The organism is Paenibacillus sp. W4I10, from assembly GCF_030816325.1.
GTDB lineage: Bacteria > Bacillota > Bacilli > Paenibacillales > Paenibacillaceae > Paenibacillus > Paenibacillus amylolyticus_B.
The window spans coordinates 3,091,618-3,114,357 of the sequence record NZ_JAUSXX010000001.1 but is presented as its reverse complement, the minus strand read 5'-3'; the positions used below and the strand labels follow the sequence as shown (position 1 = coordinate 3,114,357).

Here is a 22,740-nt window from a genome sequence, read left to right as displayed (position 1 = left end):
CGGCTTGTACTTCTATTGTATGGGCGTGCCCCCGAACGTTATGATAAAATAGAATAATAAAGTCTCCTTTTAAGAGGTTGTCACGAAATCTAATAAGGAGATTCCATTTTTTATTTATTTAATTCATATATATATGAGATAGATAGGGTAGCAGACGGATCAGAAGATCGATGCTGCGACTATCTGCGGCGAAAGGAAGAAAAAAAACATGAGTTCTTTTGTGCATTTGCACGTTCACAGCGAATACAGTTTGCTGGACGGCGCTGCGCGTATTCCGGATCTCGTGAATAAGGCTGCAGATCTCGGAATGACGACACTTGCGCTGACCGACCATGGCGTGATGTATGGTGCAATTCCTTTTTATAAAGCATGCATGGAGCGAGGCATCAAGCCGATTATAGGGTGCGAGGCATACATGACAGCAGGGTCCCGCAAAGAGCGGGGAAGCCGCAAGGATCAACCGATTCATCATTTGATTTTGCTGGCCAAAAATATGACGGGTTACCGTAATCTGATGAAATTGTGCTCGATTGGACATCTCGAGGGTTTTCATTACAAACCCCGTGTAGATATGGAAAGTCTGGCTGCCCATCACGAGGGCATTATCTGCCTCAGCGCGTGTCTGGGTGGTGAAGTACCACAACATTTGCTGCATGGGCGAGAAGAAGAGGCAAGACGTGCGGCGTTACGCTACAAAAATATTTTTGGTGCTGACTTTTATCTGGAACTTCAGGATCACGGGCTTTCCGAGCAAAAAAGGGTAAATCCGCAGTTGATCAAACTGGCGGCTGAACTTGAGATTCCGCTTGTAGCGACCAATGATGCGCATTATCTTTCGGAAGAGGATGCTGAGCTTCAGGACGTGCTAATCTGTATCGGAACGGGCAAGACCGTGGATGATGAGAATCGACTCCGAATTGGAACCAATCAGCTCTATCTGAAAAGTGAAGAAGAGATGGCTCGTTTGTTTCCTCATGTGCCCGAGGCTCTGGCCAACACCGTCCGCATTGCGGAATCTTGTGAGTTGAAACTGGAATTTGGCAAATCGATTTTGCCTGAATATAGACCTCTTCCCGATGGACTCAGTCCTTCGAAGTATCTGCGTCAACTGTGCGAAGAAGGAATGGAGGAGCGTTACGCGCAGTCCACACGTTGGACAGATGCGGAGCTTCGATCCGAACTCGAACAACGATTGGCGTATGAGCTCGGTGTGATCGACAGCATGGGGTTCTCGGATTATTTCCTGATTGTTTGGGATTTTATCGCCTATGCGCATAAGCAAGGCATTGTTACTGGACCGGGCCGGGGCTCCTCGGCAGGTAGTCTGGTAGCGTATACGCTGCATATTACCGATGTTGATCCGATGAAATACAACCTGCTCTTCGAACGGTTCCTGAATCCCGAGCGGATCTCCATGCCGGATATTGATATTGACTTCAGTGATGAGCGGCGGGATGAGGTCATTGATTATGTCGCGCATAAATATGGCAAAGCCCATGTCGCCCAGATTATTACGTTTGGAACAATGGCTGCCCGTGCAGCTGTACGTGATGTGGGGCGTGCACTGAATGTGCCTTATGGCGAAGTGGACAAGGCTGCAAAGCTGATTCCGGCGCAGCTCGGCATTAACATTGAGCGGGCCATGGAAGCTACACCTGAACTGAAGGCGCTGTATGAAACCAAGCCTAAGACACGTGAGCTGCTGGATATGGCGATGAAGGTCGAAGGTATGCCACGTCATGCTTCGACGCATGCAGCGGGAGTGGTCATCTCCCGTGATCCACTGACGGATGCGGTGCCACTTCAGGAGGGCAGTGAAGGAACAGCGTTAACCCAGTATTCCATGGAAAATCTGGAGTCGATCGGGTTGCTTAAGATGGACTTTCTTGGTTTACGTACCCTCTCGATCATTGAGCGGTGTGTACGCTGGATTGGAGAACATGGAGAAATTCCGGACTTCCGTCTTATCCCCGATGATGATGCGTTAACGTACGAGATGCTTGGGCGAGGGGACACGATGGGCATATTCCAACTGGAGTCTGCCGGGGTACGCCGTGTGCTTAAAGAGATGAGGCCCAGTAGTTTTGAAGATGTAATCTCTGTACTTGCCTTGTACCGTCCGGGTCCGATGGAGTTCATATCCAAATACATCCAGGGCAAGCATGGACAGATTGAAGTGGATTACCCCCATGTGGATCTGGAGCCTATCCTGAAAGATACGTACGGCATCATCGTGTATCAGGAACAGATCATGCAGATAGCCTCCCGGATGGCGGGTTTCTCGCTGGGTGAGGCAGATTTGCTCCGCAGAGCGGTCTCCAAGAAGAAACGGGAAGTGCTGGATCTGGAGCGTGGACACTTTGTACAAGGCAGCCTGAAACAAGGGTATAGCGAAGAAGAGGCAGACCTGGTCTATGATATGATCGTCAAGTTTGCCAACTATGGCTTCCCGCGTGCTCATGCCGCGGCATATGGTGTGCTTGCGTTCCAGACGGCGTATCTGAAGGCGCATTATCCTGTTCATTTTATGGCATCCATGTTAACAGCCGTAATGGGCAGTCATCGGAAAGTGGCAGAGTATGTGGTGGAATGTCGGCGTATGGACATGGAGGTGCTTCCTCCGGATGTGAATGAGAGCGGAATTCTGTTTACACCTGTATTTGTGCCGTCCGGCAGCGCAGGAGCCGGAGATCAGAGTAAGGCATCGCAGCAGACTACGGGAGCAGATGCAGAGAGTGACGCCGGAAGCCCTGCCGAAGAACATGCCGCGAATGGTAACGGGAGTTCCTTCAGGGAAGATCGCGTTCATGAGGATGATGGGCATTCAGGACAAGCAGAATATGGTGAAGCACCTCTGCCGGATGATCCCGGTCCTGGACCGGAAGAGGACAGTGGTGAATATGAGTGGCAGGCAGCAACATCCATACCTGAGGCATCCGACAACCGGAAGGAACCGGGATTGGTGACGGCTTCTTCAATGGAAAATGGTAACAACGAAGGACAAGAGGTGTCTTCTTCGCACAATGAGCAAGGTGAACTGTCCTCTGTGAAGAAAAACGATGCAGTGTCTAATGCAAATGCGGATGAAGATGAGGAAAAATTAACGGGTGCAATACGATTTGGTCTGGCCGCTGTGAAAAATGTCGGTACCCAGGCAATGGAAAGCATTATGATCGTAAGGCAGGAGAGACCGTTCGACAGTTTGCTCGATTTTTGTCGTCGTGTGGATCTGCGTGTATGCAACAAACGTGTGATTGAATCGCTGATTCAGGCCGGAGCTTTTGACACATTACCTGGGCACCGGGCCCAATTGCTGGCGATGCTGGATGAGACTGTTGAGGCGGCTCTGAAATGGCGCAAGGAACGTGAGGATCTGCAGATTCAATTGTTCGACTTTGTTGAGACGCCAAACTGGGAGATTGAATACCCGGAAATTCCTCCTTATTCCTCAGGGCAGCAACTGGAGCTGGAGCGTGAGTTGTTAGGTTTGTATCTCTCCGGGCATCCGCTGGATGACTATGAAGATGTGCTGGAATCGAGTGGGGCTGACCGGATCATGGAGCTGACCGAGGCTGCAGACGACACGATGACCGTCGCCGCGGGTATGGTGGTGTCCGTGAAGTCGATCACGACGAAACAGGGCAAGGCGATGGCGTTCATGGAGCTGGAAGACCAGATTGAACGCTGTGAAGTGGTTCTCTTTCCCGAGGTATGGCGGCGTAGCCAGCAACATGTCGGGAAAGGTGAACTGCTCGTCGTGCGTGCCAAAGTGCAGCAGCAGGACGAAGGGTTTAAGCTGCTGGCTGAGGAAGTGGTGCCGTTGTCACCGGCGGCACTGGAGCAGCAGCTGCGCAGCCGCGACCGGCGCGGCAAGCCCGGTAGCGCTAGCTCCTCGCGCCCGGCGCAGGCGGCTTCGCCGCGGCGGCCAGCGGGCGCAGGAGCCGAAGCGCAGCGCAGCAGCGCAGGCGGGGATGCTTCCGCTGTGCGTAGCAGCGGGAGCCAAGGCTCGGCAGCGACGCGCAGCGATGCGGCGGGTAATGGCGCAGCCACGGCGGCGGCTTCCCGGCCTGGCGGTGCCGCTGAGGCGGCCGGCAGCCCGGCGCAGAGCCGCGAACCGCGGGCCGTGGAGCAGCGGGTGTTCGTGAAGATTGCCCCGCATGCGGAGAAGCCTGAGCTTCTGGCACGACTGAAGCAACTGCTTCAGGAGCATCCCGGACCTGTGGCGACAGTGCTCTTCTATGAGCAGCAGCAGAAGCTGCTTGCGCTGAGTGATGCCTACCGGATTAAGCCATCACCAACCTTGTTCTCCGATATGGAGAAGATGCTAGGTGAAGGTACAGTCAAAATTAAATAAGAGGCTGTCCCGTAAGTGATAGCACTTATCCATAGTATGAAACCTGTTTGGCTCAATGCTGAACAGGTTTTTTTGTGATTATTTTAGCGCGGTTGCTGATTTCAACCATCCGTACATTTTATGAACATTTTAACAGGTTGCTGCATACACTTGAGAACACCGAAGGACCTCGCGGTCCTCGGGGGATTGATGCGGGAGGTCGAGATATGTCATATGAAATCGTAGAAGCCATGCTGGCCCGGCGGGGTGTACGGATTGATGCAATCGCAGCAATTGTATACCGTCTGCAAAAAGGGTACCACCCCGAACTGACCTTGGACGACTGTGTAACCAGCGTGAAATCCGTTCTGCAGAAACGAGAGGTGCAATATACGCTCTATACGGGTATTGCTCTCGACGAACTTGCGGAGAAAAAACTCTTGCCCCAACCGTTACAGGCTATTATGGAAGCGGATGAATCCCTGTATGGAGTGGACGAGACTCTGGCCCTCGGCATTACTCATGTGTATGGTATGATCGGTTTAACCAGCTTTGGTTACCTGGATAAAGAAAAAATAGGTGTAATTCATGATTTGAACGAACACACAACAGCCATTCATGTCTTTTTGGATGATCTGGTCGCAGGGGTGGCCGCTGCGGCTTCTGCCCGGATTGCACACAAAAATATTAAAGCCAAAAAATACCCCTCAGACCTTTAACCCCCTGTATTTCCATGCTTGTCTGTTATGGTCAATCTAATGGCTCATATGAAGGTCTTCAAGGGCGGCTGACGCTGCCCTGATAAGCTTGCGGCTGCTTATGGAAGAGGTAAGAACAAGAAGATTTCGTCAACCATATGAGTTATTCGTGGGGGACTAATGTCCCTCATGATCCCAAATTCTCCCCAAAGGTCCCGAACCCTTTCTTGCAGAAAAAAAGTGAGGTATGTTATCATTAGTCCAATATACGGGCTCTGAACATTAGCTTAGGGGGCGGACAAGGCATGTGGACGGTGATTTACATTGCACCGACAGCAAAGGTTGCGGACAAGATCAAGACCAAGCTTTCGGAAGAAGGTTTTCTGGTACAGACCCGTCCCATCAGTTTATCCAAGCAGCAATTTGAGATTCGCGTCCCTTCTGGGGAATTGGAAGAGGTCCAGGAAGTGCTGAATTCCATTCTGCATTCCTGATTTGTTCGACATCGACGTGCCTTGGCAGATGAAGAAGTACCATCGGTACATAAGGGACTAATCGCGTAAGCGGAGAGAGGAATCGACTTGCATGTATTGTATGCTGCTGTCCTTCCTTCTTTTTTTGTTAGGACAAGGACCGACCTGGTTGCTCCCGGAGACCCTACCAAGATAGATTCAAACATCGGCGCAACAATCTTTCGGTTTTTGCAGGTAACATCAATCGTGCTGACAGAAGCCGGTGATCCTTGCCCTATACCGGCGGATTTTTTTGTTGTGAATGCTGGACAAGGCCCATGGCAGCGTGTGGGTCGTAAGCGGTTTACCGTAGCACGCGGATGAAGCTGCCACAAGCAGCGCTCTGCAGGTTGCGGCCATCAAATCAACGGCTGGAGAGGTGTAGTTGTGTTCAAAGATATATTCCAGAAGAAACGGAAGTACGCTACCATACCTTCCGAGCGTGCACTTCCCGGCGAAGGCCAGGAAGTCCTAGAACGCCCAAAACGTGAAATACCTGAAGGGCTTATGAACAAGTGCAGCAAATGCGGCACCATTCAATATAGCAAGGAATTGGAGAAAAATCTGAAAGTATGTCCTGCCTGCGGTTACCATATGCGTCTTAACGCTATGGAGCGCATTGCTATGGTACTTGATGATCAAGGATTTGTTGAGTTTGATGCTGATATGATATCGGTTGATCCACTTGGCTTTCCTGGATATAGCAACAAATTGGAACAACAACGCCTGAAATCAGGTCTTAAGGAAGCTGTAATTACGGGGGAAGGAAGCATTGATGGCCTGCCTGTAGTTGTGGCTGTCATGAGCTTTGATTTCTTCACAGGCAGCATGGGTTCTGTTGTAGGGGAGAAAATTACCCGTGCCATTGAGCATGCCACAGAGAAACGGTTACCATTGATTATTTTCTCAACATCAGGTGGTGCCCGGATGCAGGAGAGTATTCTCAGCCTCATGCAAATGGCCAAAACAAGCGCAGCTTTATCCCGTTTGGATGAACAGGGCGGGCTGTACATTTCGGTCATTACGGACCCAACGACAGGTGGAGTCTCGGCAAGTTTTGCGAGCCTGGGCGATATTAATATTGCCGAACCTGGCGCTGTATTTGGTTTTGCCGGCAGAATCGTTATCGAACAGACCATCCGTCAGAAGTTACCTGATGATTTCCAGACGGCTGAATTTAATATGCAGCACGGTCAGTTGGACATGGTTGTCCACCGGAAAGAGCTTCGGGCCACTCTTGGCAAGCTTTTGGATATGCATAGTGAAAAAGGAGGGGTCTAAATGGCGGGTGAGTTGCCATATGAAGCGCCTCTGGTTGAGATGCGCAAAAAGATTGATGAACTCGTACAGTTTGGACAGGAAAAAGGCATCGACTTTACGGACGAGATTGCCCGCCTGGAAGAACGTTACCATAGACTTGAAGAAGAGATCTACACTGGCATAACAGCAGCTCAAAAAATGCATCTGGCCCGTCATCAGCAGCGCCCAACGGCGCTGGACCTGATCCAGCTGATATTTACAGACTTCATTGAGCTGCATGGTGACCGCATGTTCGGAGACGATCTTGCGGTTGTTGGTGGGCTTGCCAAGTTGAATGGAAAGACAGTAACGGTAATCGGACAACAGCGGGGGAAAGACACGAAGGATAATATCGCCCGCTTTTTCGGTAGTGCTCATCCAGAAGGATTCCGAAAAGGACTTCGTCTGATGAAACAAGCAAACAAATTTGGCCGTCCTATTATTACGTTTATTGATACTAAAGGGGCGTATCCGGGTAATACTGCAGAAGAGAGAGGTCAATCGGAAGCGATTGCTCGCAACCTGATGGAGATGGCGAAGCTATCGGTTCCTGTTATTGTTGTTGTCATCGGCGAAGGTGGAAGCGGCGGTGCCCTCGCTATGGCTGTGGGTAATCGTGTGTTAATGCTGGAACATGCGATCTATTCTGCAATCTCTCCGAACGGCGCTGCTTCGATTCTCTGGAAGGATGCATCCAAGGCAGATCAGGCGGCTGAAGCAATGAAGATAACAGCCAAAGACCTGCTGGAGATGGAAGTCATTGAAGAGATTGTCCCTGAGCCACGCGGCGGTGCTCATCGGGATTATGAAGCGTCTGCTGCTTTCATCAGTGAAGCTTTGGTCCGTCATCTCGACGATATGAAGGGTTGGAGCGGTGAGCAGCTGAAACAGGATCGTTATGAGAAATTCCGTAAAATTGGATCGGTCACGTTTGAACCTCAAGCATCCATTGAAGCCCCTCAAGAGCTTGTAGAAGTCGATGTTGCGAGTAATTTGTCGGGAAATGCTGAATAATGTGACGAATTTCCTATACAAATGAGCAAAAGTATAGTAAATTTAATAGTTGGAAAAAGAAAAATAGATAAAGAGTAATACCTTTAAAATCGGAGGAAACCCAAAATGCGTAAAACGAAAATTGTATGTACCATTGGTCCATCCAGTGAATCTCTGGAGAACACCAAAAAATTGATTATGGCCGGTATGAATGTGGCCCGTCTGAACTTCTCCCACGGTGATTTCGATGAGCACGGCGGACGGATCATTGCGATTCGCCAAGCATGCGAAGAGTTGAACAAAACAGTAGCGATCCTGCTGGACACCAAAGGACCGGAAATTCGGACAGGTAAACTCGAAGTTGAACCAATCGAATTGGTTCAAGACGAGTACATCACTTTGACAACAGAAGAAATTCTGGGAACCAAAGAACGTCTTTCCATTACGTATACAGATCTTCCGAATGATGTTGAACCGGGATCTACAATTCTGATCGACGACGGTCTGATCGGACTGACTGTGGTGGAAGTGCAAGGCACCGAGATCAAATGTCGTATCGTTAACGGCGGATCGATCAAAAGCAAAAAAGGTGTTAACGTTCCGGGCGTTGCCATTTCTCTGCCGGGTATCACCGAAAAAGACGCTAACGATATCGTATTTGGTATCGAACAAGGTGTCGATTTCATCGCGGCTTCTTTTGTACGTAAAGCAAGTGACGTACTTGAGATTCGTGAATTGCTTGAAAAACACAATGCTGGACATATCCAAATCATCTCCAAAATCGAAAACCAACAAGGTGTCGATAACCTCGACGAAATCCTTGAAGTGTCTGACGGCCTGATGGTTGCTCGTGGAGACCTGGGTGTTGAGATTCCTGCGGAAGAAGTACCATTGGTACAAAAACGCATGATCCAAAAATGTAATGTTGCAGGTAAACCGGTTATCACAGCTACACAAATGCTGGATTCCATGCAGCGTAACCCGCGTCCAACACGTGCGGAAGCAAGTGACGTGGCGAATGCGATCTTCGACGGTACGGACGCAATCATGTTGTCCGGTGAGACAGCTGCGGGTAAATACCCAGTTGAATCTGTTCTGACTATGTCCCGTATTGCTGAAAAAGCAGAATCTGCTCTGCCTTACCAAGAGTTGTACCTGAAACAACGTGTTGCTCAACAAACAACAGTTACAGAAGCAATCAGCCAATCGGTTGCTCTCCAAGCTCAAGATTTGAACGCAAAAGCGATCATCACTTCGACTGAATCAGGACACACTGCACGCATGATTTCCAAGTATCGTCCAGAATCTCCAATCATCGCTGTGACAACGGAAGACAGAACTTCCCGTCGTTTGGCTCTGGCTTGGGGTGTAACTCCTGTCAAAGGAAGACTGGTTGATTCCACGGATGCTTTGTTCGAAAACGCAATTGAAGGCGGCGTAAAATCCGGGCTTGTTAAAGAAGGAGACCTGGTTGTGATCACAGCAGGTGTACCTTTGGGTCGTTCCGGTTCTACCAACCTGATTAAAGTAAGCCAAATTCCAAACAACGCTTAATCGCGTCTTGGATGGAGAAGCAACAGGAAAGAAGCAATGGGGCGTTCTTGTCCCGTTGCTTTTTTTCCATCTTATTGACACTTTACAACCATGTAACACGTATGAATGATAGAACGAAGGAGGCCGATAACGTGCGAGAACAGAGCAATGGTAGCTGGTATGCGGCACGTCTTCGTGTACGCTATCAAGAAAGTGACCAGATGGGCGTGGTCTACCACGCGAACTATTTGAATTGGTTTGAAATCGGTCGAACTGAGATGATTCGCCAAATGGGGTATACATATCGTAAAATAGAGGAACAGGGGTTACTGCTTCCCGTAACCGGACTGGATGTGAAGTATCACAAGCCTGCCCGATATGATGATGAGATTATCATTTTCACCCGTATTGCTGCATTTAGTGGTCTGCGACTGAATTATGAGTATGACGTAAGACGCATGTCTGAAGAACCTGATGAGCATATGGCGATTGGAGAACGGGTATGGTCAACTGATGAATCGCTCCCCGGAGAACGGCTAGTTACAGGTTCTACCCAGCATGTGTGGGTAAATGGAGACTGGAAGCCAGTTCGGCTGGATAAGGCAGCCTCTGAGCTATACAGCGCGCTTGAAAAGGTGTGGCTTTCGGGAAAGGGGTAATACGTCAATGCGAAAATGGATGTGGGCTTTACTCTTAATCATTCCGGTGATTGAATTATTTGGTTTTATTCTGATGAGTGACTGGATCGGAGCCGGAAAGACATTGCTTCTCATGATTCTCACGTCCTTGATTGGTATAGCAATGTTGCAGTTTGAAGGGCGAAAAGTACTTGTAGACGCCAAATCCGAGATGGAGCGTGGCAAGGTACCTGGAAGAAAAATGGTCGATGGTCTTTTTATTTTTGTCGGTGGTTTCCTGCTCTTGATTCCAGGTTTTGTGACGGATCTGATCGGGTTTACACTGGTATTTCCATTAACACGTCCGGTTTACCGTCTGTTCTTCCTGGGATGGTTGGAGAAAAAAATGAAAAGTGGAAAAATTACGTTTTATCGTCGCCCGAAATGAAACACCAGTTGTTATGCATAATGGAAAAGGCTCCGCTCAGCAGATGATTTCTGTTGAACGAAGCCTTTTTCTATTTTACCTGTGTGCTCATAAGATGATGCCTCATCGGACACGTCCGTTGATGATATACGTTCTAAGGTCACGTAATACGTTAGCCCGATTGAACGCATCAAGAATCACGAGACTGACAGGGCCAATGATCAAGCCCAGAACACCGAACAACTTCAAACCCACAAACATGCCAACCAGGGTGGCGAGTGGGTCGAGCCCTACACTACTTGCAAGTACCTTCGGTTCAATAATCTGACGGGCGATCAATAAGATCAGATAGATAATACTAATGCCAATACCCAGATACAGATCCCCATTCATAAAGAGGTATGCTGCCCAGGGCACCATGACCAGACCAACACCCAGATAAGGAAGCAGATCGACCAAACCAATCATCAGAGCGATGGTGAAGGCTGAATTGACTTGCAATATAAGCAGTCCAATCATGACAAATAGTGCTGTGATCGAGATCATAATCAATTGTGCTCTTGCGTATCCGAACAGTGCCTTTTTAAGATCAGTCCATATGTCGGATATCGGCTTGCGAATGGAAGAGGGCACCCAGCCCGATACGGTAATGCTATGCCGGGTCCAGCTTTTGCTAATGAAGAATGTAGACAATAACACAACGATTAATACCGCGCCCATGTTAGGCAGTGATGTCAGCAGACTCAGAATCATGTTGAAAAATCCGGTGACCAGATCTGTCACGGCTGTACCCACCGTTTCAGTTGTTTTACTAATATTGCTGTTGATGGTTTCCTGATAGTTGGGATTTTCCTTGTAAAATTCATTGATCTGCGCAGTCAAACTTTGAATGGTGTCATTCTGGGTCCAGCGTACAAACGTGTCCTTGATCTCATCAACATGAAGATCAAAGCTTGTCGTAAGTGAAATAACTTCTTTTACCATGCGGGTAATCGCCGCAGACAGCACCACCGCAATGGCTCCAAAATAAAGGATCAGTGAAAGAGTCACAGCCAGCCAGCGCGGGAATCGTGCTCGATGCTGAAGCAGTTTCACTAAAGGATTCATGGCATATGCGATAATCCAGGCAATCGCAAAAGGGTACAAAAGCGGGAACAGCAAGTATATGGCAACGGCGATCAGAACGGTCGCAATGATAACCCATAAGCCCCGGAGCAGGCGTTTCATTATTATTCTATCCAAGCATCAACTCTCCTTATTTCAATTAAGCCGACCTATGTATGATCCGATCCATGAAGCAGTATTAGAAATAGATGGCTATCTTAATTAATATAGAGCATTTACAAGGTTTTGAAACGCCGGGATGTTGCCAGAACTTGTTCAAAAGCGGACTTTTGAACAAGATCTACGAGGATTCTTTCTTTTGCCTAGAGTATGCCTTAGTATTACAGAATATAGCAATAGAAAGTTCTTCATACGACAGGATTGGTTAAAAAACATTAAATGTCAACCTTGTTTTTGTAAAGGCTTTCAAAAATGCTTTATCAGTCCGATAAAGAAGTTTGATGTGCGAATGAACTCTCATCATGTTCACATAAACGACAAAATCCAGTATGATGTTATAAGTAAATACCGATTGACAGATAGGAAAACCGTATTTTGAAATATTTGTTAATTTTAAAATGAAAATGTTTACAAAAAGAGAATAGGTGCATTTTGGCACTTATATGACACTCTGGAATGGTTCCTGATTTCGCTTATTAAAGGAGAGATGTATATGACAGCTACCAAAGGTCTGGAAGGCATCGTTGCAACAACCTCTTCGATCAGTTCTATTGTAGACGGTGTGCTTACATACCGTGGTTACGATATCGACGATTTGGCTGAACATGCCAGCTTTGAAGAAGTTGCCTATTTGTTGTGGTTTGGTAAATTGCCAACAACGGATGAACTGAAATCCCTTCGTAAAAGCCTGAGCGATTACGCGCCGATTCCGAGCGAGTTGATTGCACAAATCCAATTGTATCCGAAAAACGTCAGTACCATGGCAGCACTTCGTTCCGCTGTCTCTGCACTTGCACTGTACGATGAGCAAGCGGATGAGATGACAACGGAAGCGAATGAGAACAAAGCGGTTAAGTTGCAAGCACAGTTGCCAACGATTGTGGCAGCCATCGCCCGTATCCGTCAGGGCAAAGAACCTGTGGCTCCAAAAGAAGGCGCTTCCATCGCAGAGAACTTTTTATATATGATGACTGGTGAAGAACCATCCGAGACCGCAGTGAAAGCATTGGATCAAGCCCTTGTCCTGCATGCGGATCACGAGTTAAACGCTTCGACATTTGCAGCCCGTGTAACGGTTGCTACGCTGTCAGATATCTATTCCGGTGTAACTTCCGCCATTGGCGCACTGAAGGGACCACTGCATGGCGGTGCTAATGAAGCCGTTATGAAAATGTTGAATGAGATCGGTACGCCTGATCGTCTTGAAGCGGCAATTCAGGAAAAACTGAATAATCGTGAAAAAATCATGGGCTTTGGACATCGGGTGTACAAAAACGGTGATCCACGCGCCAAACATCTACAGAAGATGTCCAAGGAACTTGGCGAGATGAACAATGATACGCGTTTGTATGATATGTCTGTGAAGATCGAGGAACTGGTAACAGGACAAAAAGGACTGAAGCCTAACGTAGACTTCTATTCTGCTTCTGTGTATACCCAACTGGAGATCGAACAGGAATTGTTCACTCCGATCTTTGCGATCAGCCGGGTTTCTGGATGGACTGCTCATATTTTGGAACAGCTTGCGGACAATCGCATTATTCGTCCACGTGCGGAGTACACTGGCCCTACAGAACAGAAATACGTTTCTATTGAACTTCGCTAATAGCCGCAAAAACAGTATAATAATATAGACGAGGTGAAGGGTTGGAAAGCAGAGGCGTTATTGGCTTGAGCTCGTCAGGACCCTTCTCTCAACAAGACTAGTGGTATGATGAATACTGCATATACGAAACCTAGGAGGAATTTTAACTATGAAATTAGAAAAATTTGCTCACCCAACTGAAGGCGAAAAAATTCAAATTGATAACGGTACACTTCAAGTACCTAGTAACCCAATCATTCCATTTATCGAAGGTGACGGTACAGGCCGTGATATCTGGAAAGCTTCCAAACGTGTATTGGATGCAGCTGTTGAAAAAGCTTATGATGGCAACAAAAAAATCGCATGGTATGAAGTGTTTGCTGGACAAAAAGCATTCGATACATACGGTGAGTGGTTGCCGAATGATACACTGGAAGCCATTCGTGAGTATATCGTAGCGATCAAAGGACCATTGACTACGCCAATCGGTGGCGGTATTCGTTCCCTGAACGTAGCCCTGCGTCAAGAGCTTGACCTGTACACATGCTTGCGTCCTGTTCGTTATTTCGACGGTGTACCTTCTCCGGTTAAACGTCCTGAGCTGGTAGACATGGTCATTTTCCGTGAGAATACGGAAGATATCTATGCAGGAATCGAGTATGCTGAAGGTTCTGAAGAAGTGAAAAAAGTGATCCAATTCCTGCAACAGGAAATGGGTGCTAACAAAATCCGTTTCCCTGAGACTTCCGGTATTGGTATCAAACCAGTTTCTTCTGAAGGTTCGAAACGTTTGGTACGTGCAGCAATTCAATACGCAATTGATCATAACCGTAAGAGTGTTACATTGGTACACAAAGGTAATATCATGAAATTTACCGAAGGTGCCTTCAAAAACTGGGGATACGAAGTGGCTGAAGAAGAGTTCGCTGACAAAGTATTCACTTGGGCACAATATGACATCATCAAAGATAACGAAGGTACAGATGCAGCGAATGCAGCACAAAAAGCCGCTGAAGATGCTGGTAAAATCATCGTAAAAGATGCGATTGCCGATATCGCTCTGCAACAAGTATTGACTCGTCCAGGCGAATTTGATGTTATCGCAACATTGAACCTGAACGGTGACTATCTGTCCGATGCACTTGCAGCGCAAGTTGGCGGAATTGGTATTGCTCCTGGAGCGAACATCAACTACGTAACAGGACATGCTATCTTCGAAGCAACTCACGGTACTGCACCTAAATACGCGGACAAAGATGTCGTGAACCCTGGTTCCGTTATTCTGTCCGGAGTAATGTTGCTTGAGCACTTGGGATGGCAAGAAGCAGCTAACCTGATCTACAAAGGTATGGAAACATCCATTAACAATAAAACAGTAACGTATGACTTTGCACGTCTGATGGACGGCGCTACTGAAGTGAAATGTTCTGAATTCGCGGATCAAATCATTAAAAACCTGTAAGGGGAGATGTGAATCTTGACTATTCAGCGCAAAAAAATCACAGTAGTCGGCGCCGGTTTTACCGGTGCTACGACCGCATTAATGCTTGCCCAAAAAGAACTCGGGGATGTTGTGCTGGTTGATATTCCTCAACTGGAGAACCCGACGAAGGGGAAAGCACTCGATATGATGGAAGCAAGTCCTGTTCAAGGATTTGACAGTCATATCGTCGGTACTTCCAACTACGAAGATACTGCAGGTTCTGAGATTGTAATCATTACCGCTGGTATCGCCCGTAAACCGGGTATGAGCCGCGACGATCTGGTCAATACAAATGCGGGTATCGTGAAGTCCGTTTGTGAAAATGTGAAAAAATATTGCCCTGATTCCATCGTCATTATTCTAAGCAACCCGGTGGATGCGATGACTTATGCTGCTTATCAGACCCTTGGTTTTCCTAAAAACCGTGTTATCGGTCAGTCAGGTGTTCTGGATACAGCACGTTATTGTACCTTCATTGCGCAAGAGCTGAACGTATCTGTTGAAGATGTTCGTGGATTCGTTCTTGGCGGTCACGGAGACGATATGGTACCCCTCGTTCGTTATTCGAGCGTGGGAGGCATTCCGATCGATACGCTGATTCCGGCTGACCGGATCGAATCCATCGTGCAGCGCACCCGTGTTGGCGGTGGTGAGATTGTGAATCTGCTCGGTAACGGCAGTGCATATTACGCACCGGCGGCTTCACTTGTTCAGATGACCGAAGCGATTTTGAAGGACAAGAAACGTATCATTCCAGTCATTGCTTATCTTGAAGGTGAATATGGCTATCATGATCTGTTCCTCGGTGTACCAACCATTCTGGGTGGTAACGGCATTGAGAAAATATTCGAACTTGACCTGACAACGGAAGAAAAAGCAGGATTGGATAAATCTGCTGATTCGGTTCGCAATGTCATCTCGGTAGTAAACTTGTAAGTTTGAAAACTTTTTGAACAGAAGCTAAAAGAAAACCTCCGGTAAACCCGGAGGTTTTCTTTTCTTTGGATAAGATCCCCAGTATAATGGGATGTGATGTATAGCACACCGAAAATGTTGAGGAGGATGAAAATTTTGACAATGATTATGTATCTGCTCCATATTATTGGAGCACTGGCGATGGGATTCTATTTGATTCTGCCATTTGTGGTCGGTAAGATCCGTACCTTGAATGCTGCAGCACAAGAGGGAGCCTTTGCATCGCTTCGTTCTTTGAACAAAGTCGCGCAGTATGGACTTGTAATCCAACTTCTTACTGGTGGTTACCTGATGACCAAAGGTGAGTATTCTCATGTCTGGATGGCTGTCGTTGTTGTTCTGCTCTTGGCTATTGCGGCTATTGGAGGAATTATGGGTAAACCGCTCCGACTCGCTGCAGAAGGTGTGAAAAACAAGCGTGATGTGGGTCCTGAGCAAAGCAAGATCCGTATGTTCAGTACACTTCTGGCTGTATTCTTGCTAATCATGGTGTACCTGATGGTGAATAATCAGGTGATCTAAGTGCGTTGTGGACGGTTAATCCACCCTACAAAGATGTATTGTTAGTCGTTGGTTAAGCGTTTGCAGAAGTAATTAGTACAAGCCAGATGATATGTAAGATGGTGTTTCGTTGAAACAAACAAAAAATAGACAGCCTTATTGGCTGTCTATTTTTTGTTATTACCAAGATGATGAAATTAGCAGTCCTCGGTTTATTTGAACTGGAACTATAGAGGGATCACTATCATACATAACAGCATGCATATTCCATCAGACACGGTCTACATTGGTTAGGTTGTACTCACAGTATACGCACGCACTGCATTTCGACCATTGCGCTTGGATTCGTACAAGGCAGTATCAGCGTCGCGTAACAAGGACTCCAGCGAATCTGACCCTCCATTGTACTGGGCAATACCAAAGCTTGAGGTCAGTGTAATAGGCACTCCCTTAACATCCAGGGGGTCATTCAACAAGGCAACTCTCAGTTGTTCGGCAAGTTTCTCGGCTTCTTGAAGTGAGGTATTCGGAAGAGCGATCACAAACTCTTCTCCTCCATAACGGGCAAATAACATCTCAGGGCTTAAATATCGATTACAAACAGAGACCACATGAATGATGGCCTGATCGCCAACATCATGCCCGTAGGTATCGTTGATGCGTTTAAAGTAATCAATATCAAATAAAATAAATGAAACAGGTTGCGGATTAAGCTGAGCTTCACTCAAAATTTCCCGTCCTCTATGCAAAAATTGAGTGCGATTATAGATTTTGGTCAGACCATCAAAATAAGCCAGTTGTTTGAGTTGTTCTTGCAAGAAGCGTTGTTCCGTTATATCGATTAACATAATTAGACTGCCGACAGTCTGTGCATCCTTGTTATACACGTAAGATGTCCTGACCTGATAACAGACGGTCTCTCCATTTAACTGCCAGTACAGATCGGTTTGCAGTCCTTCTCTTCCGTATTCAACGGGAAACGTCTTTCCAGCAAGATTAAGCCAGATATCATCCAAGGGTTGACCTATCATGGTTGTATTAAGCTCTGGCAACATGTCACGCAGAGATCTGTTGTAATCGACCAGTCGATTGAAACTATCCAGTACAATAACACCTTCACGCATGCTCTCGAAAATACTGTCTTTGGCGATGGGTACGATGGTCAGGAGACGAGAGGATAGAATGGCCCAAATATACATGGCAGAGGTAATACACATGAGTACGGGTACGGGGTCCATCCCGCCAGGAGTCAAACCAAGCAAATACAGAAAAGCTGCGACCATAGGAATAATCTGTGAAGTAATCAGTGTAAGTAATTGACGACGGTACATCTTCTTGGTGTGTTTCCAGTGTCCGATTAGAATGAGGCAGGCACACAACAGACAAGAGAACGTGAATGCGCCGTGTACAACATACCATTGACCCACTGCGATATCCATCAGAGGTACGGGACTATTTTCTCTCAGCCATACTTTTTTATAAAAAAGATGATGAAAGTCATTGGTTGCTACCATACATAGTGTAATGGAAGGGATTACAAACAATGCGGCAGTTACCTTTTTGGATAACGTTTTTCCTGTATACTTTATCATCAACATGAGGCCAAGAGATGCGGAGAAGGGCATGCCTACATACTCCACGGTGGTCCAAAACTTCATCTGCTCCAGCGTGTTGCTGGCCAGCTCAATTGCATATCCAAAAGTGTATATGGAGAGTGCGGCTGTGTAGAGAATGAATATTTTGGAACTGGGGATCTCGGATCTTCTGAAATAGGTATATAAACACAAAAAGACATTCAGCACGGCTGAAGTGGCTACGAGTGTTATATATGAATTAATATGCGATTCCATTGTCAGGTCTCCATGTTAGGTTAGGATGATTAAACCAGTAAAAATGATATTTAAAGCACATCTGTATACTGTACATTGTACATCAGCCCAACCAGCATAGGAATACACTTTGTATCATGAAACAGTCTAATTTCGAATAAATTTCGAATTTTCTGTATAACAAGTAATGATGGAAAAAGGTTGTTTGATATCCAAAGAGAGTGGTAAATAACGAATAGAGACAGCACACTGAGACTTGAGTTGCTGTTGATCGCAGAAGAATAATCTGGACAGTTACTGCCATCCTACAGAATGAGACTTTTTTCAGAGAACGAAAGACAAGGAAGTGTGCAGTTATGTCCATGTCTTCTGTAATCCAAATATATTCACATTTTGAGAGGAGAATGTTAGATGTCAACCACACCACAAAATCAAAAAACAATGCCGGCACAGCACCAGGATCAACGCCCCGGAATCGAATCAGAGATGCATCCCAGACCGGAATTTGAGAAGCCTGAATACAAGGCGGCAGGTAAACTGACGGGTAAGGTGGCGCTTATTACAGGGGGTGACAGCGGAATTGGACGTGCTGTTGCTGTTACGTATGCCAAGGAAGGCGCGGATGTCGCCATTGTATACCTGAGCGAGCACGAAGATGCCAAAGAAACGAAGCGTCAGGTTGAACAGGAAGGACGCAAGTGCATCTTGATTGCAGGTGACATTGGTGATGATGCCTTTGCGAAGAAATCGGTTCAGCAGACAGTAGATGAACTGGGCAAACTGGACATTGTCGTGAATAACGCAGCAGAACAGCATCCACAGCAGAATCTGGAGGATATTACGCCAGAACAGCTGGAGCGAACATTCCGTACCAATATCTTCGGCATGTTCTATGTGACGCAGGCAGCCCTGCCACATCTGAAGAAAGGCAGTACGATTATTAATACAACCTCCATCACAGCCTATCGCGGAAGCCCGACCCTGCTTGACTATTCATCTACCAAAGGAGCAATCACTTCGTTCACTCGTTCGCTATCGATGAATGTGATTGAGAAGGGGATTCGTGTTAATGCCGTTGCACCAGGGCCGATCTGGACACCGCTCATTCCATCCACATTTGATGAGAAAAAAGTAAGTGAGTTTGGTGCAACCCAGCCGATGAAACGTCCGGGGCAACCGGATGAACTGGCTCCCGCCTATGTATATCTAGCTTCAGATGATTCTTCGTATGTAAGCGGACAGGTAATGCATGTGAACGGCGGTGAAGTGGTAAACGGGTAATTCTTTAAGATGCTTTCGGAATTCGTATAGGATTGAATATATAGAGAGACGTATCGCATTCAGCATGGCTGAGCGGTGCGTCTTTTTTATATCAGGGAGAATGTGCAAGTTTAAGAAGCGGTTAGCAGCTGTTTACAAAAGTCTGCATCTGCGTTGATACATATATGATATTGTACGAATAGCCTTGCTGACTGGAATCTCCCTAATCTGTGATATGATAGATCGAGCAATTATACTCGGAGGGATAAGTCATATGAAAATGAGCAAACAGAATGCAGCGCATTATATATGGGGTGGACAGTGCGATGGCTGGCACCTTGTTCAAAACGATAAATTGAGCATCATTCATGAGCGAATGCCTGCAGGAACGGCTGAAACACGACATTACCATTCGGTAAGCCGTCAGTTTTTTTTCATCCTCAGCGGTGAAGCATGTATGGAACTTAATGGTGAAATGTTCGTGCTGGAAACCCATGAAGGAATAGAGATTGCCCCCGGAATGCCGCATCAGATGATGAATCGCAGCAACGAAGAAGTGGAGTTTCTCGTTATTTCCAATCCAGGCACCCGTGGGGACCGAATTGAACTGGATTCAAGGTAGAGCAAGACATAAGATGTTAATCTGATTATAAAGGAAGAGATAGATGAGACCGTTTCGAATTCGCCTTGCCATCATTATGATGGTGCTGATCGGTGTATCCGTCATTGTGGCTGGCTATACGATGGGCAGAGTGTTTAAGACTACGCATATAACCGCATTAGAGCAAACCATGGTGCGCGAGATTAATTTGCTCAAAGCAACTTTTCCATTCCATGATGCAAGTGATCCAACCTCGGAAGCCACACGAAAGTATTATTCAGATCGAGCGCTGGAACTGGATCGACTGACGGATTCCCGTGTAACCTTCATCAATAAAGACGGCATGGTCATTGGAGATTCCGAGAGTGATCCGGCATCCATGGATAATCACTTGAACCGTGAGGAGATTAAGGGTGCCGTCGGAGATGGATACGGGCAATCCATACGTTACAGTGAGACATTGGGACAAGACATGCTGTATGTAGCGCTACCTGTGAATTCGGATCAAAGTGACATGATTGAAATGCCCAGCGGCAAATTTGATGGCTACATCCGCCTTTCGATGAGTCTGCATGCGGTAGATCAGGGCCTCCAGCGTGGTTGGATGATTATGTTTGCTGCACTTGGACTACTGTTCTTAATTGTCGCGTTTGTCAGTTATCGGGTTGCGCGCGGACTAACCTCCCCGATCGAGCATATTACAAAAGTGGCTCATCGTATCACCAAGCTGGAATACGATGCCAGAGTTGATGTAACGCGTAGAGATGAGATCGGACAGTTGGGGCTTGCGATCAACGGAATGGCAGACAGCTTGCAGTCCCAGCTGAAGACGATTCGTGACAATGAAGCGTTGCTACAGAGTGTCCTTGCTAACATGACTGGAGGCATTGTCATGATCGATGCAGGACAGTCCATTGCATTGGTTAATCGGGAAGCGGAGCGTATGCTTGGTATTCAGGCAGGAAAGGTTACGAGTAAGCCTTATACTGAATTGAAGAGACACTACGAATTAACACGTACCATTGAAGAGAGTGTTGCATTGAAAGAACGGATGCATGAAGAAGTGAGTGTGTTCAACCCTGAGGAAAAACTGATTCGTATTGATGGCGTACCGATGTCCGAAGATGATGGTGGATATCGAGGCATGTTGTTCCTGTTGCAGGACGTGACAGCAATCCGCCGACTGGAATCAATGCGCAGTGAGTTTGTTGCAAATGTCTCTCATGAGCTTAAGACACCAGTCGCTGCGGTCAAGGGCTTTGCCGAAACGTTGCTCAGTGGCGGGGTACAGGATAAGGAAACAGAGCGATCATTCCTGAAAATCATCTATGATGAAGGAGATCGACTTAACCGATTAATTGGGGATATCCTGGAGTTATCCAAAATTGAATCGAAACGGGCACCATTGCAATGCTCTCCTGTTCATGTACACTCTTTCTTCGAAAATGGTGCTGGGCACCTTGTCCAAGGTGGCGGAGAAAAAACAGATTCGTCTGGAAATGCATGTTCCGGAGGAGTTGTACATTGAAGCAGATGAGGACAAGATGAAGCAGATATTTATCAATCTGTTATCCAACGGAATCAATTATACCCCCGATGGTGGACGAGTGAAGTTACAGGTGACGATGGATAACGATGACGAAGTTGTCTTTGCAGTGTCGGATACAGGAATTGGCATACCGAAAAAAGATTTGCCGCGAATTTTCGAACGGTTCTATCGTGTTGATAAAGGCAGATCCCGTAATTCAGGGGGCACGGGCCTTGGGCTTTCCATCGTTAAACATCTGGTGGAATTGCATCATGGCAAATTGGCTGTAGAGAGTGAACTGGGCATGGGGACAACGTTCCGTGTGATCCTTCCATTCATTCAGGAAGAAGAGATGTAGGCGTCTGGTATCAAAATGTAAAAAGGTTGTATTGTTTTACACCGCGTTAACAAATTAGTGCTATGATAGAAAAAGTGTTGTGGCAACAGACAACCTATGAAGAGAGAAGGGGTATCATGGCACAGCGTTTACTAGTTATTGAAGATGAACCTACATTATCAAGATTACTCACGTATAACCTGACACAGGAAGGTTACGACGTTACGGCAGAGGATCACGGATCTGCAGGATATGATCGGGCCTTTTCCCAGGAATTTGATCTCATTTTGCTGGATCTGATGCTTCCGGGTATGAATGGTCTGGACATTCTGAACAAGTTAAGAATACAGGGTGTCAGTACACCTGTTATCATTCTGACGGCCAAGAACGGTGAAGCTGAGGTTGTACAGGGACTGAAATCGGGTGCGGATGATTATATTACCAAACCGTTTGGTGTATCAGAGTTATTAGCCCGAGTGGATGCGGTATTAAGACGTTATTCCAATGGCGAAGATTTACCACAGCTTGAGGACAAAGATGGCTCACGAATTATTCTGGGAGAGCTGGAGATTTACCCTTTGCAAATATGAAGTGACACTGGGTGGACAATCCATCAGTCTGCGTCCGAAAGAGTTCGAAGTACTTCTATATTTGGCTAAAAAGCCGGGTGTGGTACTGACAAGGGATGATCTGATGAACGCTGTGTGGGGCTTTGATTATATTGGAGGTCAACGAACCGTGGATGTTCACGTCAGCTCATTACGTAAAAAGCTGGAGCTGGACCCGGAATCGGTTCATATTGATTCCATTCGTGGTGTAGGTTATAAATTGGTTGTCAAAAGAAAAACTCCCCATCATTCAAGTTAGCAATGATCGGGGAGTTTTATTTTACGTTCTTTTAACATAAAGGAAGATTTTTCTTTACGTAGAGGGAGTAGCATGGAC

17 protein-coding genes and 2 pseudogenes are annotated in these 22,740 nt (G+C 46.7%); 17 read left to right on the top strand and 2 right to left on the bottom strand.

Translation table 11 applies throughout. From position 1 onward, the window contains the following. Window positions 1-208: 208 nt before the first annotated feature. The 9 genes from QF049_RS13805 to QF049_RS13765 all read left to right on the top strand — a co-directional run bounded on the left by QF049_RS13805 (window position 209) and on the right by QF049_RS13765 (window position 10,433). Window positions 209-4,354, top strand: a complete 4,146-nt coding sequence (locus tag QF049_RS13805; RefSeq protein ID WP_307538101.1) for a DNA polymerase III subunit alpha — start codon at window positions 209-211, stop codon at window positions 4,352-4,354. Window positions 4,355-4,560: 206 nt separating this feature from the next. After that, complete coding sequence (locus QF049_RS13800; RefSeq protein ID WP_036609851.1) at window positions 4,561-5,052, top strand: phosphatidylglycerophosphatase A family protein; 492 nt, start codon at window positions 4,561-4,563, stop codon at window positions 5,050-5,052. Window positions 5,053-5,336: 284 nt separating this feature from the next. Further along, window positions 5,337-5,525 (top strand): hypothetical protein, encoded by a 189-nt coding sequence (locus tag QF049_RS13795; RefSeq protein ID WP_017689496.1) that lies wholly within the window; start codon window positions 5,337-5,339, stop codon window positions 5,523-5,525. A 207-nt stretch (window positions 5,526-5,732) separates the two neighbouring features. Beyond that, window positions 5,733-5,867 carry a hypothetical protein gene (locus QF049_RS13790; protein WP_263364222.1) on the top strand — a complete coding sequence of 45 codons (135 nt, stop codon included), beginning with the start codon at window positions 5,733-5,735 and terminating at the stop codon, window positions 5,865-5,867. Window positions 5,868-5,930: 63 nt separating this feature from the next. Then, window positions 5,931-6,824: an acetyl-CoA carboxylase, carboxyltransferase subunit beta gene (gene accD, locus QF049_RS13785; RefSeq protein WP_307538098.1), complete on the top strand. Its 894-nt coding sequence runs from the start codon at window positions 5,931-5,933 to the stop codon at window positions 6,822-6,824. Beyond that, on the top strand, window positions 6,825-7,856 hold the full coding sequence (locus tag QF049_RS13780; RefSeq protein WP_307538095.1) for an acetyl-CoA carboxylase carboxyltransferase subunit alpha: 1,032 nt from the start codon (window positions 6,825-6,827) through the stop codon (window positions 7,854-7,856). Window positions 7,857-7,961: 105 nt separating this feature from the next. Next, complete coding sequence (gene pyk, locus QF049_RS13775; RefSeq protein WP_017689492.1) at window positions 7,962-9,389, top strand: pyruvate kinase; 1,428 nt, start codon at window positions 7,962-7,964, stop codon at window positions 9,387-9,389. 131 nt (window positions 9,390-9,520) lie between these two features. After that, window positions 9,521-10,027 carry an acyl-CoA thioesterase gene (locus tag QF049_RS13770; RefSeq protein ID WP_307538092.1) on the top strand — a complete coding sequence of 169 codons (507 nt, stop codon included), beginning with the start codon at window positions 9,521-9,523 and terminating at the stop codon, window positions 10,025-10,027. A 7-nt stretch (window positions 10,028-10,034) separates the two neighbouring features. Then, window positions 10,035-10,433, top strand: a complete 399-nt coding sequence (locus QF049_RS13765) for an FxsA family protein (RefSeq protein ID WP_036609835.1) — start codon at window positions 10,035-10,037, stop codon at window positions 10,431-10,433. A 102-nt stretch (window positions 10,434-10,535) separates the two neighbouring features. On the opposite strand, the gene ytvI is transcribed toward QF049_RS13765, so the two are convergent. Beyond that, on the bottom strand, window positions 10,536-11,654 hold the full coding sequence (gene ytvI / locus QF049_RS13760; protein WP_307538089.1) for a sporulation integral membrane protein YtvI: 1,119 nt from the start codon (window positions 11,652-11,654) through the stop codon (window positions 10,536-10,538). Between the two features lie 535 nt (window positions 11,655-12,189). Here ytvI and citZ point away from each other — a divergent pair. From citZ to QF049_RS13740, 4 genes are all read left to right on the top strand, one after another. Then, entirely contained in the window at window positions 12,190-13,302 is a 1,113-nt protein-coding gene (gene citZ / locus QF049_RS13755) for a citrate synthase (RefSeq protein ID WP_017689488.1), read from the top strand. 148 nt (window positions 13,303-13,450) lie between these two features. Then, window positions 13,451-14,743, top strand: coding sequence for an NADP-dependent isocitrate dehydrogenase (gene icd / locus QF049_RS13750; RefSeq protein ID WP_076330335.1), 1,293 nt, complete (start codon window positions 13,451-13,453; stop codon window positions 14,741-14,743). Window positions 14,744-14,758: 15 nt separating this feature from the next. After that, the gene (gene mdh / locus QF049_RS13745) at window positions 14,759-15,700 is read left to right on the top strand and encodes a malate dehydrogenase (RefSeq protein WP_150365727.1); all 942 of its coding nucleotides are present in this window, start codon (window positions 14,759-14,761) and stop codon (window positions 15,698-15,700) included. 135 nt (window positions 15,701-15,835) lie between these two features. Further along, window positions 15,836-16,261, top strand: coding sequence for a hypothetical protein (locus QF049_RS13740; protein ID WP_124113831.1), 426 nt, complete (start codon window positions 15,836-15,838; stop codon window positions 16,259-16,261). 269 nt (window positions 16,262-16,530) lie between these two features. On the opposite strand, the gene QF049_RS13735 is transcribed toward QF049_RS13740, so the two are convergent. After that, window positions 16,531-18,090, bottom strand: coding sequence for a histidine kinase N-terminal 7TM domain-containing diguanylate cyclase (locus QF049_RS13735; protein WP_307538086.1), 1,560 nt, complete (start codon window positions 18,088-18,090; stop codon window positions 16,531-16,533). A 390-nt stretch (window positions 18,091-18,480) separates the two neighbouring features. On the opposite strand from QF049_RS13735, the gene QF049_RS13730 reads away from it, so the two are divergent. The 4 genes and pseudogenes from QF049_RS13730 to QF049_RS13715 all read left to right on the top strand — a co-directional run bounded on the left by QF049_RS13730 (window position 18,481) and on the right by QF049_RS13715 (window position 22,662). Beyond that, the gene (locus tag QF049_RS13730; RefSeq protein WP_307538084.1) at window positions 18,481-19,350 is read left to right on the top strand and encodes an SDR family oxidoreductase; all 870 of its coding nucleotides are present in this window, start codon (window positions 18,481-18,483) and stop codon (window positions 19,348-19,350) included. Window positions 19,351-19,603: 253 nt separating this feature from the next. Further along, window positions 19,604-19,951: a cupin domain-containing protein gene (locus QF049_RS13725; RefSeq protein ID WP_307538081.1), complete on the top strand. Its 348-nt coding sequence runs from the start codon at window positions 19,604-19,606 to the stop codon at window positions 19,949-19,951. Between the two features lie 43 nt (window positions 19,952-19,994). Continuing rightward, window positions 19,995-21,816 (top strand): annotated as a pseudogene (gene pnpS, locus QF049_RS13720) (two-component system histidine kinase PnpS). A gap of 116 nt (window positions 21,817-21,932) precedes the next feature. Next, window positions 21,933-22,662: pseudogene (locus QF049_RS13715) on the top strand (response regulator transcription factor). The last annotated feature ends 78 nt before the right edge of the window (window positions 22,663-22,740 follow it).

What these genes read in the sequence shown, in the direction of transcription:
- QF049_RS13795 (WP_017689496.1), top strand. Translation starts at nt 5,337, where the DNA reads ATGTGGACGGTGATTTACATTGCACCGACAGCAAAGGTTGCGGACAAG.
- citZ (WP_017689488.1), top strand. Translation starts at nt 12,190, where the DNA reads ATGACAGCTACCAAAGGTCTGGAAGGCATCGTTGCAACAACCTCTTCG.
- QF049_RS13780 (WP_307538095.1), top strand. Translation starts at nt 6,825, where the DNA reads ATGGCGGGTGAGTTGCCATATGAAGCGCCTCTGGTTGAGATGCGCAAA.
- pyk (WP_017689492.1), top strand. Translation starts at nt 7,962, where the DNA reads ATGCGTAAAACGAAAATTGTATGTACCATTGGTCCATCCAGTGAATCT.
- QF049_RS13725 (WP_307538081.1), top strand. Translation starts at nt 19,604, where the DNA reads ATGAAAATGAGCAAACAGAATGCAGCGCATTATATATGGGGTGGACAG.
- QF049_RS13800 (WP_036609851.1), top strand. Translation starts at nt 4,561, where the DNA reads ATGTCATATGAAATCGTAGAAGCCATGCTGGCCCGGCGGGGTGTACGG.
- QF049_RS13805 (WP_307538101.1), top strand. Translation starts at nt 209, where the DNA reads ATGAGTTCTTTTGTGCATTTGCACGTTCACAGCGAATACAGTTTGCTG.
- QF049_RS13735 (WP_307538086.1), bottom strand. Translation starts at nt 18,090, where the DNA reads ATGGAATCGCATATTAATTCATATATAACACTCGTAGCCACTTCAGCC.
- icd (WP_076330335.1), top strand. Translation starts at nt 13,451, where the DNA reads ATGAAATTAGAAAAATTTGCTCACCCAACTGAAGGCGAAAAAATTCAA.
- QF049_RS13730 (WP_307538084.1), top strand. Translation starts at nt 18,481, where the DNA reads ATGTCAACCACACCACAAAATCAAAAAACAATGCCGGCACAGCACCAG.
- QF049_RS13765 (WP_036609835.1), top strand. Translation starts at nt 10,035, where the DNA reads ATGCGAAAATGGATGTGGGCTTTACTCTTAATCATTCCGGTGATTGAA.